The 12,322-nt window shown below is 60.4% G+C and carries 14 protein-coding genes and 1 tRNA gene; 9 read left to right on the forward strand and 6 right to left on the reverse strand.

All coding sequences use genetic code 11. The features are described from left to right. The first annotated feature begins 357 nt into the window (after positions 1-357). The 4 genes from OX459_RS09640 to OX459_RS09655 all read left to right on the forward strand — a co-directional run bounded on the left by OX459_RS09640 (position 358) and on the right by OX459_RS09655 (position 3,734). A complete protein-coding gene (locus tag OX459_RS09640) occupies positions 358-2,040 on the forward strand; it encodes an isovaleryl-CoA dehydrogenase (protein ID WP_289904788.1) in 1,683 nt (560 codons plus the stop codon). 155 nt (positions 2,041-2,195) lie between these two features. Continuing rightward, on the forward strand, positions 2,196-2,846 hold the full coding sequence (upp, locus tag OX459_RS09645; RefSeq protein WP_010398816.1) for a uracil phosphoribosyltransferase: 651 nt from the start codon (positions 2,196-2,198) through the stop codon (positions 2,844-2,846). A 22-nt stretch (positions 2,847-2,868) separates the two neighbouring features. Beyond that, the gene (locus tag OX459_RS09650) at positions 2,869-3,231 is read left to right on the forward strand and encodes an Hpt domain-containing protein (RefSeq protein ID WP_289904789.1); all 363 of its coding nucleotides are present in this window, start codon (positions 2,869-2,871) and stop codon (positions 3,229-3,231) included. Positions 3,232-3,530: 299 nt separating this feature from the next. Then, positions 3,531-3,734, forward strand: coding sequence for a cold-shock protein (locus OX459_RS09655; RefSeq protein WP_010398811.1), 204 nt, complete (start codon positions 3,531-3,533; stop codon positions 3,732-3,734). A gap of 257 nt (positions 3,735-3,991) precedes the next feature. Here the strand turns inward: OX459_RS09655 and OX459_RS09660 are convergent, their stop codons facing one another. After that, positions 3,992-4,903: a LysR family transcriptional regulator gene (locus OX459_RS09660; protein ID WP_289904790.1), complete on the reverse strand. Its 912-nt coding sequence runs from the start codon at positions 4,901-4,903 to the stop codon at positions 3,992-3,994. A gap of 216 nt (positions 4,904-5,119) precedes the next feature. Between OX459_RS09660 and aceB the strand changes: the two genes are divergently transcribed. Continuing rightward, the gene (gene aceB / locus OX459_RS09665) at positions 5,120-6,718 is read left to right on the forward strand and encodes a malate synthase A (protein WP_289904791.1); all 1,599 of its coding nucleotides are present in this window, start codon (positions 5,120-5,122) and stop codon (positions 6,716-6,718) included. 81 nt (positions 6,719-6,799) lie between these two features. Here the strand turns inward: aceB and gloB are convergent, their stop codons facing one another. Then, positions 6,800-7,609, reverse strand: a complete 810-nt coding sequence (gene gloB, locus OX459_RS09670; protein ID WP_289904792.1) for a hydroxyacylglutathione hydrolase — start codon at positions 7,607-7,609, stop codon at positions 6,800-6,802. Positions 7,610-7,628: 19 nt separating this feature from the next. Between gloB and OX459_RS09675 the strand changes: the two genes are divergently transcribed. From OX459_RS09675 to OX459_RS09690, 4 genes are all read left to right on the forward strand, one after another. Further along, positions 7,629-8,405, forward strand: coding sequence for a class I SAM-dependent methyltransferase (locus tag OX459_RS09675; RefSeq protein WP_289904793.1), 777 nt, complete (start codon positions 7,629-7,631; stop codon positions 8,403-8,405). After that, positions 8,398-8,835, forward strand: a complete 438-nt coding sequence (rnhA, locus tag OX459_RS09680) for a ribonuclease HI (protein ID WP_034784447.1) — start codon at positions 8,398-8,400, stop codon at positions 8,833-8,835. Before OX459_RS09675 ends, rnhA begins: the two co-directional genes overlap by 8 nt. A gap of 215 nt (positions 8,836-9,050) precedes the next feature. After that, a complete protein-coding gene (dnaQ, locus tag OX459_RS09685; protein ID WP_077405442.1) occupies positions 9,051-9,767 on the forward strand; it encodes a DNA polymerase III subunit epsilon in 717 nt (238 codons plus the stop codon). A gap of 81 nt (positions 9,768-9,848) precedes the next feature. Continuing rightward, a tRNA-Val gene (locus OX459_RS09690) sits at positions 9,849-9,923 on the forward strand. Positions 9,924-10,011: 88 nt separating this feature from the next. Here OX459_RS09690 and OX459_RS09695 read toward each other — a convergent pair. The 4 genes from OX459_RS09695 to OX459_RS09710 all read right to left on the reverse strand — a co-directional run bounded on the left by OX459_RS09695 (position 10,012) and on the right by OX459_RS09710 (position 11,987). Further along, positions 10,012-11,016, reverse strand: a complete 1,005-nt coding sequence (locus tag OX459_RS09695) for a site-specific integrase (protein WP_289904794.1) — start codon at positions 11,014-11,016, stop codon at positions 10,012-10,014. A 273-nt stretch (positions 11,017-11,289) separates the two neighbouring features. Further along, on the reverse strand, positions 11,290-11,532 hold the full coding sequence (locus tag OX459_RS09700) for a hypothetical protein (RefSeq protein ID WP_289904795.1): 243 nt from the start codon (positions 11,530-11,532) through the stop codon (positions 11,290-11,292). Next, complete coding sequence (locus OX459_RS09705; protein WP_289904796.1) at positions 11,529-11,855, reverse strand: hypothetical protein; 327 nt, start codon at positions 11,853-11,855, stop codon at positions 11,529-11,531. Before OX459_RS09705 ends, OX459_RS09700 begins: the two co-directional genes overlap by 4 nt. A 9-nt stretch (positions 11,856-11,864) precedes the next feature. Beyond that, positions 11,865-11,987: a hypothetical protein gene (locus OX459_RS09710; protein WP_289904797.1), complete on the reverse strand. Its 123-nt coding sequence runs from the start codon at positions 11,985-11,987 to the stop codon at positions 11,865-11,867. Positions 11,988-12,322 lie beyond the last annotated feature (335 nt).

The raw sequence follows: 12,322 nt of genomic DNA on the forward strand, positions 1-12,322 counted from the left end.
TCGCTGCAGGGCAGGGCGCCAACGGAAAGAATGCATCGTGCGTGACGCGTGCCATAGTGGCCGGAAGGCGGCTATCGGAACGCGATCCACACGAAATGTATCATTGAAAAGCACCCGATTACATGAAATAGAGCAACATTGCTTCAGGTTTTGTAAATATTCCTGCCTTCCATGAAAAAAATCATGCCGCGCGACACACGCAGGCGTTTTCGTTCCACATGGAAACATTTATCTGCGCTTGCTTCCACTGGCGCGCTTGCCCCGCCATGCGCTTTGCGCTAGTCTGGCTGGCAGACGGTGTTGACGGTGCGCCAGCGACGGCAAGGGCGCCATGATAACAAATCGCGGGAGACCTCCATGAATGCCTTTGACACGCATGAAGTTTTCAACCAGGCCACGCCCTTTGAAAATGTCAATCTGTTCGCCTGCGACCCGGCGCTGATCGAGGCGCTGCTGCGCGAGGGCGGCGGCGCGGCGTTGCAGGAGCTCGACGCGCTGGGCGACAGGCTGGGGCGCGCCGAGACCTATGCGCTGGCGCGCCTGGCCAATATCCACACGCCCGAGCTGCAGCAGTTCGACCGGGCCGGGCGCCGCATCGACGAGGTGCTGTTCCATCCGGCCTGGCATGAGCTGATGGCCATCCTCGTGGGCGCCGGCGCGCACGCTTCGCCGTGGGCGTCGCCCGGTCCAGGCGCCCAGGTGGCGCGCGCGGCCGCCTATCTATTAGTGGGGCAGGTGGAAAACGGCACGCAATGCCCCGTGACGATGACGTATGCCTCGGTGCCGGCCTTGCGCCAGGCGCTTGATCTGCCGCAAATCGCGCAGCGCTGGCTGCCGAAAATCCTGTCGCGCGACTACGATCCCCGCTCGCTGCCCGTGGAGCAGAAACGGGGCGCCCTGGTCGGCATGGGCATGACGGAAAAGCAGGGCGGCTCCGACGTGCGCAGCAACACCACGCGCGCTACGCAGGTGCCGCCGGCCGAGGCGCAAGCGCTGTTCGGCGACGAGGCCGCCGGCGCCTGGCGCATCGTCGGCCACAAGTGGTTTTTCTCGGCGCCGCAGTGCGATGCGCATCTGATCCTGGCGCAGGCGGACGAGGGGGGATTGTCGTGCTTTTTCCTGCCCCGCTACCTGCCCGACGGCAGCCGCAATGCCATCCGCGTGCAGCGCCTGAAGGATAAGCTGGGCAACCGCTCGAATGCCTCGTCGGAAGTGGAGTTTACCAATGCCTACGGCTGGCTCGTGGGACAGCCGGGGCGGGGCATCCCCACCATCCTGGAAATGGCCAGCCACACGCGCCTCGACTGCGTGCTGGGCAGCGCCGGCATCATGCGCGCCGCCTTGACGCAGGCGCTGCACCATGCGCGCCAGCGGGCCGTGTTCGGCAAGCCGCTGGCCGAACAGCCGCTGATGCAGAACGTGCTGGCCGACCTGGCGCTGGAATCGGAAGCCGCCACGGCGTTTGCGCTGCGCCTGGCCCGCTGTTTCGATGAAAAGGATGATGCAGGGCAAGCCATGCTGGCGCGCGTGCTCACGCCGGCCGGCAAGTACTGGATCTGCAAGCGCGGTCCCGGTTTCGGCTTCGAAGCGATGGAAGTGCTGGGCGGCACCGGTTATGTGGAAGAGGCGCCGCTGGCGCGCCTGTACCGCGAATTGCCCGTCAATTCGATCTGGGAAGGCTCGGGCAACGTCATGTGCCTCGACGTCTTGCGCGCCTTCGGCAAGTCGCCGGCCGCGCGCGACGCCCTGGCGGCCGAGCTGGCGCTGGCCGGCGATGACGATGCCATTTTCACCGGCTACCGCGCGCGCCTGCTGGCCGACCTGGATGGGCCGCAAACGGATGAATTCGGCGCGCGGCAATTGGCGGAGCGCATCGTGCTGGCCGTGCAGGCGGGATTGCTGCTGCGCCATGCGCCGCCGTTCGTCGCGCAAGCGTTCCTGCAGTCGCGGCTGGTGCAGGCGCCGGGCGGGGCGTATGGTCGCTTGCCGGCAGGCACCGATTGCGCGGCCATCCTGGCGCGCGCGCTGCGCGAGTACTGAGTTTGCCTCCGCTTGGGTACGCAATTATTTCGAAAATTCCGGCCACAGGCGGGCTGGGGGCTGGGATAATGCTGCAATCCATCATTTTATCGATACACAGCGCGCTTGCGGCCCAGGCTTGCCGCCGCGCCAGCTAGCATAGAAAGAAAAACAATATGAAACAAGACCCGCGCTTCCCGAATTTGTTCATTACCGATCACCCTTTGATCCAGCACAAACTGAGCCACATGCGCGAGCACGACACGTCGACGCGCACCTTCCGCGAATTGCTCAAGGAAATCACCTTGCTGATGGGCTATGAAATCACGCGCGACTTGCCGCTGACGACGCGCGAAATCAAGACGCCGCTGGTGACCATCGACGCGCCCGTCATCGCCGGCAAGAAACTGGCCATCGTGCCCATCCTGCGCGCCGGCATCGGCATGAGCGATGGCTTGCTGAACCTGGTGCCATCGGCGCGCGTGGGCCACATCGGTGTGTACCGCGACCCGGCCACGCACATGCCCGTGGAATACCTGGTGCGCCTGCCGGACTTGAACGAGCGTACCTTCATCTTGTGCGACCCGATGGTGGCGACCGGCAATTCGGCCGTGTATGCCGTCGACGTGCTGAAAAAGCGGGGCGTGACGGACGAACAGATCATCTTCCTGGCCCTGGTTGCCGCACCGGAAGGCGTGACCGTGTTCCAGAATGCGCATCCGAACGTCAAGATGTTCTGCGCTTCGCTCGATTCGCACCTCGACGACCACGCCTACATCGTGCCGGGCCTGGGCGACGCCGGCGACCGCATCTTCGGCACCAAGTAAACCGGTTCAGGCGAGTATTGCGATGGCAACCTTGATCGACCCGGATTTTTGCGCGCGTTTGCGCGCCCTGAATGAAAAATATGCGGCTGGCGTGCCGGCCCTGATGCAGACGATCACGCAGGCAAGCGGCCGCTGCGACAGCGAAGGCCCCCGTCTGGAGCCGCTGACGGAGCTGCACCGCGCGCTGCACGCGGTGGCCGGCTCGGCCGCCACCTTCGGTTTTGCCGCGCTGGGGCAGGAGTGCCGGCGTCTGGAACAGCTGGTGCGCGCCATGCTCAATGCCCCTGCGCAAGCGGTGGCGGATTGGCCTGGCGTGCGGGCGCAGGTGGTGGCGTTACTGGACTGGGCGGGACGCGACGCGGCGGCCACCCATTTCACCGCCTAGGTGACCTCGCGCATAGTCATGTGGTTGCAATGATTCATTTGATACAACGCAAAGCACCCGCGTCGCAGATTAGGATATAGTGTCTCCATGCCGCTGGTACAGGGCGCCGCAAGACGGGGATTTGGCTATTAAAGTAGTGTTCGCAAGTTTATTTTGCGAAAGAATGGTTTTTCTCAGTTTTGTTGGTATAATTGGGCATCGTTGGATTCGAGGTAGTAGTGCAGTTTGTCTGTCATTTCTTTCTTGCTTCAAACGATATAACGGGCGCAAGCCCAACTTAACTGAAATAGGAAATTGTAATGGCAACTGGCATCGTAAAATGGTTCAATGATTCGAAGGGTTTCGGCTTTATTACCCCTGACGAAGGCGGCGAAGATCTGTTCGCTCACTTCTCGGCTATCCAGTCGAACGGCTTCAAGTCCCTGCAAGAGAACCAACGCGTTTCTTTTGAAGTGACCGCTGGCCCTAAAGGCAAGCAAGCTTCGAACATTCAGCCAATCTAATACGCTGGATCAAACGAAATAAAGAAATCCTCGGTCTCCGAGGATTTTTTTTCGCCTGAATTTCCGTGAAGCATGGGTTTTGTATGCGTTTGATGGGCTACACGGCCTCTGCGCGGCTGTCTTTCGGCTACTTTGCCTCATTGCCGGCGGGTAGGCCTGCCTGGTCAGCGCAAGTCTCTAAGCCGAGCTCTGCGGTGTTCCCATTAATGTCACGACGCCGGACAAAACCGACGCGCAGCAGGTTTGGTCCCGCGCCCTCAGATAGCCCGTTCGCGCCAGTAGTCTGGCTGTGAGTATGAGTGCCTTAAAAAATCCACGAACGCCCGTATGCGCAGCGGCAAGTGGCGGCGCTGCGCGAATACGGCGTAGATATCGTTGCCCGGGGCGGCGAACTGGTCCAGCACCGTCACCAGCTGGCCCGAGGCGATCTCGGCGCCCACTTCCCACATCGAGCGCCACGCCAGGCCCTTGCCGGCCAGCGCCCAGTCGTGCAGCACTTCGCCATCGTTGCAGACCATATTTCCCGCCACCTTCAAGATCACATTCTTGCCGTTTTCGCGGAAGGTCCAGCCCCGCTGGCTGCCTTCGCTGCTGATCGCCAGGCAATTGTGCTTCGCCAGGTCGGCCGGGATGCGGGGCGTGCCCGCCCGTTTCAAATAGGCGGGCGAGCCGACGAGCACGCGCTGGTTGTCCGCCAGCTTGGTGCTCACGAGCGAGGAATCGGACAGGCTGGCGATGCGGATGGCCACGTCGATGCCTTCGCCGATCAGGTCGACGAGGCGGTCGTTCAGGTTCAGCGACACCGTCACGTCGCGGTGCTCGGCGACAAACGAGGGGATCAGGGGCGCCACGTGTTGGCGGCCGAAGCCGGCCGGCGCGGAAATGAGCAGGTGGCCGCTGGCCTTCACGCTGCGCTCGGCCACGGCTGCTTCCGCCTCTTCCAGTTCGCCCAGGATGCGCTGGCAATCTTCCAGGAAGGCGGCGCCTTCATTCGTCAAGGCCAGCATGCGCGTCGTGCGCTGGAGCAATTTGACGCCCAGGCGCTGCTCCAGCGCATCGAGGCGGCGGCCTATCATGGCTGGCGCGATGCCTTCCGCGCGCGCGGCGGCCGACAGGCTGCCCTTGGCCACCACTTCCACGAACGTTGATATTTGTCTGAACTGGCCCATGTTGTCCTCCCGTCATGCCATCACTTGTGATAAAAACGCATAGATGAAGTGATTTTTAATCTCGTTTCCATGCCTTATAGTGCAATACTATAGAACAAATGCGCCGCCCGGCAGAGTGTTTTTGCGCCTCTGTCCAGCTTGCCTGCGCAGTCGTTCGGCTTATACTTGGATCACCAGATTACCTTTGCTTATATTTACTAAAAACCGGAGAACTTCATGACGCAGAACACGATCGCACTTCCCGAAGGCATGCAAATCACGGGTGCCATTGCACCCGGCTACGAACAGATCCTGACGCCGGCCGCGCTGGCCTTGGTGGCCAAGCTGACGCGCGCCTTCGAGCCGCGCCGCCAGGAATTGCTGGCCGTGCGCATGGAGCGGGCCAAGCGCCTCGACGCGGGCGAGCGTCCAGATTTCTTGCCAGAAACCGCACACATCCGCGACGGCGACTGGAAGATCGCGCCGATCCCGAAGGCGCTGGAATGCCGCCGCGTGGAAATCACCGGTCCCGTCGAGCGGAAGATGGTCATCAACGCCTTCAATTCCGGCGCGGACAGCTACATGACGGACTTCGAAGATTCGAACACGCCGAACTGGGATAACCAGCTGACGGGCCAGATCAATATGTTCGACGCCGTGCGCAAGACGATTTCGCTGGAGCAAAATGGCAAGTCCTACAAGCTGAACGACAAGATCGCGACGCTCGTCGTGCGTCCGCGCGGCTGGCACCTCGATGAAAAGCACGTGCTGGTCGACGGCAAGCGCATTTCCGGCGGCATTTTCGATTTCGCGCTGTTCATGTTCCATAACGCCAAGGAACAACTGGCGCGCGGCGCCGGCCCGTACTTCTACCTGCCGAAGATGGAATCGCACCTGGAAGCGCGCCTGTGGAACGACATTTTCGTCATGACGCAAAACGAGTTGGGCTTGCCACAAGGCACGATCAAGGCGACTGTGCTGATCGAAACCATCCTGGCCGCCTTCGAAATGGATGAAATCCTGTACGAGCTGAAAGAGCACAGCTCGGGCTTGAACGCGGGCCGCTGGGATTACATCTTCTCGTGCATCAAGAAATTCAAGCTGGACAAGGATTTCTGCCTGGCCGACCGCGCCAAGGTTACGATGACGGCGCCGTTCATGCGTGCCTACGCCTTGCTGCTGCTGAAAACCTGTCATAAGCGTGGCGCACCGGCCATCGGCGGCATGGCAGCCTTGATCCCGATCAAGAACGATCCGGAAAAGAACGACATCGCCATGGGCGGCGTGCGCAACGACAAGGCGCGCGATGCCACCGACGGCTATGACGGCGGCTGGGTCGCTCATCCGGGCCTGGTGGAACTGGCCATGGGCGAGTTCACGAAAGTGCTGGGTGACAAGCCGAACCAGATCGAGAAACAGCGTCCCGACATCGACGTGAAAGCGTCGGACTTGCTGAACTTCCAGCCGGAAGCGCCGATCACGGAAGCGGGCTTGCGCTACAACATCAACGTGGGCATCCACTACCTGGGCAGCTGGCTGGCCGGCAACGGTTGCGTGCCCATCCACAACCTGATGGAAGACGCCGCCACGGCCGAGATCAGCCGTTCGCAAGTGTGGCAATGGATTCGTTCGAGCAAGGGCGTGCTGGAAGATGGCCGCAAGGTGACGGCCGAGATGGTGCGCGCCATGATTCCGGAAGAGCTGGCCAAAGTGCAACGCGATGCGCCGGGCGGCAACGGCCCGACCTATGTGCGCGCCGGCCAGATTTTCGAGGAAATGTCGACGTCGGAATCGTTCGCCGAATTCCTGACCTTGCCGCTGTATGAAGAAATCTGATCCTGATCAACTAGATCGATAAAAAAATCCCGGCGATGCCACAAAGCATCTGCCGGGATTTTTTGTGGCGGAAGGGTGGACTTAAAAGCTGTTTTTCCACATCCGCAAGGCGGCAAATGCTTCCACTGGCGAGGCATCGGTGGCCAGCTTGCCTTCCACCTTCAGACTGGTCAGGATCGCCGGTTCCCGGTAGCGCAGGAAGGGATTCGTGGCCTTCTCCAGGGCAATGGTCGACGGCACGGTGGACAAGCCTTGCTGACGTTTTTCCGTGTCGATGGCGATGCGTTCCTGCAAGGCCACATTGCCCGGTTCGACGGCGTTGGCGAAGCGCAGATTGGACAAGGTGTACTCATGCGCGCAAAATACCTCGGTATCGTCGGGCAGGGCGGCCAGCTTGCCCAGCGAGTCGGCCATCTGGCCAGGCGTGCCTTCGAACAGGCGGCCGCAGCCGCCCGCAAACAGGGTGTCGCCGGAGAACAGCCAGGGTGCGCCGCTGCGCTCGTCGCGCTGGCGCACGTAGGCGATATGGCCCTTCGTATGGCCGGGCACGTCGATGACGGTCAGTTGCAAGCCCAGTTCGGGCACGTGGGCGACATCGCCTTCGGCAAGCGGTTCCGTGATGGCTGTGATAGCCTCATTGCGCGGGCCGAAGACGGGGACGGCGAAATGCTGCAACAATTCAGGTACGCCGCCCGTGTGGTCGGCGTGGTGATGCGTGAGTAAAATGGCGGACAAGGTCAACTGATGGGCTTGCAGCGCATCGAGGATGGCCGTCGCATCGCCGGGGTCGACCACGGCGGCATGGCTGCCGTCATGGATCAGCCACAGGTAATTGTCGGCAAAGGCGGGCACGGCAAGTACCGATAAAGCGTGTTCAGGGGAGTGTGTCATGAGCAAAAGAGAAAACTGAATGGACAGTGTGGCATCCGAAAAATCCATTATAGCGCTTGACGGCTGGCTGCAGACACCGGCCGGTCTGTACATGCGTGCCTGGGAGCAGCAATGCCTCGACAGCCTGACTGTCGATATCTTCGGTTTTAATGCCGTGCAGATCGGCTTGCCCCAGCTCGATGCGCTGGCGGCCAACCGCATGCCGAACAAATGGCTGCTCGATGCGCGCCTGCCGTCGCGTCCGCCGCAGGAAAGCCGCTTGACCCTCGTGTCGGCCTTCGACGAGTTGCCGTTCGACTCGCAAAGCCTGGATCTGGTGGTCTTGCCGCACGTCCTCGAGTTTGCCGCCGAGCCGCACCAGGTCTTGCGCGAAGTCGAGCGCGTGCTGATCCCGGAAGGGCGCGTGATCGTCTGCGGCTTCAATCCGGCCAGCCTGTGGGGCATGCGCCAGGGAGTGGGGCGGGTCACGGGCCGGCATTACTTGCCGCAGGCTGGCGAGCTGATCTCTATGCCGCGCATGAAAGACTGGTTAAAATTGCTGAACATGGGCGTGAGCCAAAGCCACTTTGGCTGCTACGCGCCTGCTTGCAGGACGGAAAAATGGCTGCGCCGCAACGCCTTCATGGACAAGGCCGGTGCGCGCTGGTGGCCATATCTGGGCGCAGTGTATATAGTGCAGGCGATCAAGCGCGTCAAAGGGATGCGTTTGATCGGTCCGGCGTGGACCAAAAAACCGGCGACGGCGCCCGCAGGCGCACCGGTCACGAATAAAAGGCGGGAACAGCAAGATGGATAAGGTTGAGATTTACGCCGATGGCGCATGCAAGGGCAATCCCGGCACGGGCGGCTGGGGTGCGCTGATGGTGGCCGATGGCGCCAAGAAAGAAATTTACGGCGGGGAACTGAATACGACGAATAACCGCATGGAATTGAAGGCCGTGATCGAAGCCTTGACGGCGCTCAAACGTCCCTGCCAGGTAGTGTTGTATACCGATAGCCAGTACGTGCAAAAAGGCATCAGCGAATGGATCCACGGCTGGAAAGCGCGCGGCTGGAAAACGGCCGCCAAGGCACCCGTGAAAAATGTGGACTTGTGGCAGGCGCTCGATACGGCCCAGGCCGTGCATGAAGTGGAATGGCGCTGGGTGCGCGGCCATAACGGCCATCCGGGCAATGAACGGGCCGATCAGCTGGCCAACCTGGGCGTGGAAACCGTGCGCGCCTGAGAACGCCCAACCAAACCTGCTGCGCGTCGCGCTTTGCGGCCGGCGATGCTCACCGGCTCGGCGCCCCCGTACCAAGTACGGTTGCGCTTCTCTGCCACAAATCACTGCCGCTCGCTACGGTTTTGTTGAGCATTCGGGCATGCCGTGATGTAATCGAAGGGCACAGGTTTGCTATACTGTGCCCTTCGCTTTTTGCTTTTAAGACTGAATCTGCCATGCGTCAAATTGTCCTCGATACTGAAACCACCGGCCTGAACCCGCGCACGGGCGACCGCATCCTGGAGATCGGGGCGGTCGAACTGAACAACCGCATGTTGACGGGGAATAATTTTCACCATTACATCAATCCCGAGCGCGACTCGGAAGAGGGCGCGCTGGCCGTCCACGGATTGACGACGGAATTCCTTAGCGACAAGCCGAAATTCGCGGAAATCGCCGACGAGTTTCGTGCCTACATCGCCGACGCTGAACTGATCATCCACAATGCCCCGTTCGATATCGGCTTCCTGAACGCGGAATTCAAGCGCTTGAACTTGCCGCCAGTCCACGAGCAAGTACATGGCGTGATCGACACCCTGGTGCAGGCGAAGGAAATGCACCCAGGCAAGCGCAATTCGCTCGACGCCCTGTGCGACCGCTACGGCGTCTCGAACGCCCACCGCAAGCTGCACGGCGCGCTGCTTGACTCCGAATTGCTGGCTGACGTCTACCTGGCCATGACGCGCGGGCAAAACAGCCTCAGCATGGAAGAAGAGGTGGAAGTGGCCGCCGACGGCGCCGCCCTGGAAATCGTGCCCCTGGCCGAAGTCATCTTCCAGAGTGCCAGCGCCGACGAACTGGCCGCCCACGAAGCCACCATCGCCGGCCTCGACAAGGCTGCCAAAGGCCAGTGCATCTGGACCGCCGTCACGGCGCCGCCAGCGGCCGCCTGAGAAAAAAGCGGGGCACGCTAAATTTCCTCTCGCCAGCCCTTGCAGATGCCGCAACACCTATGCGATAATTCGCCTCGCTTCGGGAGGTTAGCTCAGGGGTAGAGCACTGCATTCACACTGCAGGGGTCGCAAGTTCGAAACTTGCACTTCCCACCAAGAATATCAAGTGAAATCAATCACTTACAAGCAAAGCCGATCTTTAAAAAGGTCGGCTTTTTTGTTGAGTGTAATTTTTCAGTGTAATTTACTTTGTGACGACCAACAGCGATAGCTTATTCAACGCTTCGCGCTGCGCGTCTACTTGCAGGTGCGCATAGCGCTGAGTCGTCTGTATATTCGCGTGACCCAGGATCTTGCTGATCGTATAAAGGTCAACGCCCAGTCCCAACATGATGCTTGCGCATGAATGCCGAAGATCGTGAAAATTCACATGCGGCATGCCTGCCTTCACCCGGGCGCGGCGCCAGGCCGATTGCACTCCATACAACGTCATCTCCAGCGGAAAGTATTTAAGCCATGGTCGAAGCGCCGGGATGATTGGTATGACGCGCATTCGCAGCGTTTTCGTATTGCTTGCCGGGAACGTTATTGTGTCGCGACCGATGTGTGAGCTTTCCATCTGGAACAGTTCGCCACGTCGGGCCCCAGTCAGAAGTGCCGCCCATATTGCTGCTTGAGCAATCGGTGTGCAAAATGAAGCAATTTTTTTGACCTGCTCGACTGTCAAAAAAACTTCGTGCTTGTTGTTCACGGCTACCGACTCGATCCGAAGGCCATAGTTTTCCGGTATTAGCCTTTGGCGCCAAGCCAAGTGAATGCCTTTTTTTGCACACGCCAGCGATCTATTGATTGTCGCTGGCGCGTAGGCGGGCACCAACTTTCCGGTTTTCTTGTGCGGTATTAGCTTACTCATGTCCTTAATGACGTGGTCGGCAAATTCTTGCGCCTGACTAGCCTTGTACCGCTCCGCCCACGCGCCCAGCCGCTTTGCATGGTGTTTCGCCGTATCTGCACTGCGAAGGCCCTGAGAGTGCTCAATAAACAATGCGAGAATGGCCGTCATCGGCAGATCGCCCGGAATGTGAACTTTCTTCTGCTTCGGCGCGCGCGCAACCGCCGCACGGAGTTCGGCTTCAATCAGCTTGGCATCACTCGCAGTTGAACCTTCCGGCAACTCTCTGTGAATTCTTTTGCCATCAACCATGATTCCGACGTGGAGTTTACCCTTGCTGTCTTTCCAGACTGACATACTTGATTTCCCTTTAACCAGATCTTGCATTCTTCAAGGTCGTAGCGCTTGGAGCGCGCGCCGACCGGTGTATATGGCAGCCCAGCCTGCTCAAGCCGGCGGATTGTTGATTCGCTGACGCCAAGCGCAGCACAGATTTGCTGCCTATTCAGTTCGCCCACCATATTGGCGGGCTTCTTGGTTCTGGCTGCATCCAGCGCGGCGACCAATTCTGCGACGTGCCGCATCTCGACTTCGCTCATGTTCATGGCGCGCCCCCAGCAAGGAGATTAGTCATTCTGCATGCTCCAAAAATGTTATTTCACTGGGCTGGCGCGGTGTCGCGTCGCCCATCAGGTAAATCACAGAAGACACGCCGCCGCCCAGGACCTGGGCACCCATAGCGCGCAGGTGGTGCTGCTTGCCGTCGAATAGCACGGGCTGGCAGGTGTGGATCGCGCGCAGAACGGCCCGGTCCAGCTTGTAGGCGGCCTCGGATGGGGTTTCCGGCGCTGGCGCAGGGCTGCGGCTGCTCATTGCGCCGCCGGAGAGCGACGGCCCCATACCCAGTACGGGCCATCTTTGGAGTCGTGAATGGACAGCGTGAACCAGCCTTCGCCGGCCAGTTCTTCCAGATGCCAGTCGGAGACGTTCGTTCCGGCCTGGTCGAAATAGGCAATATGGGCTGGATGCGTATCATCCTCGGATTCCAGGCTGGCGTAGGTAGTGTCTAGGCCCTGGGCAGCGAGCCATGCACGATATTCCGCCTCTTGATCTTCATCGAACTCTGGCATATCTGGATGTCTAAACCAGCCTTCGGCATCGCGCACGACCGGTGCCCATTCAATAAGTTTTGTCATATTCACCTTTCAGGTTGTCGCGGCCAGGACGCCCGCCAGGGGCGCCGCCACGTAAATCAGGATCAGGGCTGCCGCAAGGCGCGCGGCACCGGGGCTGCGCTCGCTGTTCGGCACTTCGTCGTTGTCGGTCATACCGCCTCCGTGGCGGGCATCTTGATGCCGCGCCACGCGTAGAAAGCCGGCCTGTCATCAGGTGAGATGCGCATGCAGTCTTCGCCGAACGTAAAGGTCGCGTCGTGCTGCGCGCCTGGAAACTTAAAGTAGAGGAGCGCCTGGGCGTAGCCCAGCCTGTCAGGCCCCTGCAGTGGCGCGCGGCTTACCCAAATGCTTCCGATCGTGCATTCTGTAGTGGTTTAATGTACCCGGACACTGATTTAGGCGAGAATGCTCGCCATGGAGAGGTGTTTGATGAGCAAGCAAAGACGTACGTTTTCCCCTGAGTTCAAACAGCAGGCAGCATGCTTGGT

Source organism: Janthinobacterium sp. SUN026 (assembly GCF_030397625.1).
Taxonomy (GTDB): domain Bacteria; phylum Pseudomonadota; class Gammaproteobacteria; order Burkholderiales; family Burkholderiaceae_D; genus Janthinobacterium; species Janthinobacterium kumbetense.